Source organism: Leisingera sp., assembly GCF_982940295.1.
The window spans coordinates 1-2,043 of sequence record NZ_CEYXRG010000045.1 but is presented as its reverse complement, the minus strand read 5'-3'; the positions used below and the strand labels follow the sequence as shown (position 1 = coordinate 2,043).

Annotated in this window: 2 protein-coding genes; both read left to right on the top strand. The window is 63.9% G+C overall.

Going from position 1 to position 2,043, the window contains the following annotated elements:
• Positions 1 to 204 precede the first annotated feature (204 nt).
• Entirely contained in the window at positions 205 to 780 is a 576-nt protein-coding gene (locus tag AC4HIX_RS20750) for an MOSC domain-containing protein (protein WP_490400342.1), read from the top strand.
• Positions 781 to 968: 188 nt separating this feature from the next.
• Positions 969 to 2,043, top strand: a 1,075-nt coding sequence (locus AC4HIX_RS20745) for a formate--tetrahydrofolate ligase (RefSeq protein WP_490400341.1), incomplete at its 3' end; no start/stop codon positions are given.

Sequence of the window (2,043 nt, the reverse complement as noted above, 5' to 3'; positions counted from 1 at the left end):
GCTGTGCTGCCCGCCGCGGCCCCCGCCCGGATCGGATCGCCAATGCGATCCGATCCACAGTCGCTCTGCGCCTGCATTGAACCCAAAGTGCTGCTTCCCATCCGGGCCCGGGAGAGTCGCCCGCTGTGCCGTTACCGGGTGGCGGCTGCGGGAAAAGCTTGTAAGGTCCGCTGCACAGGCAAAATTCATTTGAGGAGAACCGGAATGCCGGTATTGCGCGACAGCGGGTTCAGCGGCGAAATCACTTGGCTGGGCAGCGTCCCGGCAGGTGCGGGGCTGCAGGCGGTTCCTTCGGACACACTGGTGCTGGGGTTCGGCGGAATTGCTGGCGAGCGCCACGAGGGCGAAAACCGCGCCTCCTGCGTGCGGGTCCGCAATCTTTACCCGGAGGGCACCGAAATCCGCAACGTGCGCCAGCTGACCATTCTGTCGGAGGAAGAACTGGCGCTGATCGCAGCGGATATGGAAATGGACCGGATCGACCCTGCACATCTGGGCGCGACCGTGGTGCTGCGCGGGATCCCGGATTTCACTTTTGTGCCGCCGTCCTCGCGTCTGCAGGGGCCGGACGGGGCAACCGTGACCGTGGACATGGAAAACCGCCCCTGCGTGCTGCCGGGCCGGGAGATCGAAAAGGACCATGCGGGCTTTGGCGCCCGCTTCAAACCCGCAGCACAGAATCGCCGGGGAATCACTGCCTGGGTGGAGCGCCCCGGAACCCTGTCCCTGGGCGCCAGTCTCACCCTCTTTGTGCCGGACCAGCGCGCCTGGGCCCCGTGAGTTCCTTCTTTTAGGGGAATGCGTTTCCTTTAAGGAACCCGGAGCGGCGCGGGGAAAGAGCCCACGCCGCTTCAAGGCAGGATAATGTCGGAAATCACGCGCGCGTTTTGCCGCATATTGGCTAAGTCTATCGCGAAACCGGCATCCTTGTGCCGGCGATCGTATGCAAACTCAGCAGGAACCTTGCCATGAGCTACAAGAGTGACATTGAGATCGCGCGTGAGGCGCAGAAGAAGCCGATCCAGGAGATTGGTGCTAAGATCGGGATTTCCAGCGATGATCTGCTCCCCTACGGCCACGACAAGGCGAAGGTGAGCCAGGCGTTCATCGACTCGGTGCAGTCCAAGGAAGACGGCAAGCTGATCCTGGTGACCGCGATCAACCCGACCCCGGCGGGCGAAGGCAAGACCACCACCACCGTGGGCCTGGGCGACGGGTTGAACCGGATCGGCAAGAACGCGATGATCTGTATCCGTGAAGCCTCGCTCGGCCCGAACTTCGGCATGAAGGGCGGCGCTGCAGGCGGCGGTTACGCGCAAGTGGTGCCGATGGAGGAAATGAACCTCCACTTCACCGGCGACTTCCACGCCATCACCTCGGCCCACTCGCTGCTCAGCGCGATGATCGACAACCACATCTACTGGGGCAACGAGTGCGAGATCGACGTGCGCCGCGTCGCCTGGCGCCGGGTGGTCGACATGAACGACCGCGCTCTGCGCCAGATCACCGCGTCCCTGGGCGGCGTGTCCAACGGCTTCCCGCGCGAAACCGGCTTTGACATCACCGTGGCTTCGGAAGTGATGGCGATCCTGTGCCTTGCGACCGACCTCAAGGACCTGGAAAAGCGCCTGGGCGACATCATCGTGGCCTACCGCCGCGACAAGACCCCGGTCTACTGCCGCGACATCAAGGCCGAAGGCGCGATGACCGTTCTGCTGAAGGACGCGATGCAGCCGAACCTGGTGCAGACCCTGGAAAACAACCCGGCCTTCGTGCACGGCGGCCCGTTTGCCAACATCGCGCACGGCTGCAACTCGGTCATTGCCACCAAGACCGCGCTGAAAGTGGCTGACTATGTCGTCACCGAGGCGGGCTTTGGCGCGGACCTGGGCGCCGAGAAGTTCATGAACATCAAGTGCCGCAAGGCAGGCATCGCGCCGTCCGCGGTTGTGCTGGTCGCCACCGTGCGCGCGATGAAGATGAACGGCGGCGTTGCCAAGGCGGATCTGGGTGCCGAGAACGTCGAGGCGGTGAACTCCGGCT

What these genes read in the sequence shown, in the direction of transcription:
- AC4HIX_RS20750 (WP_490400342.1), top strand. Translation starts at nt 205, where the DNA reads ATGCCGGTATTGCGCGACAGCGGGTTCAGCGGCGAAATCACTTGGCTG.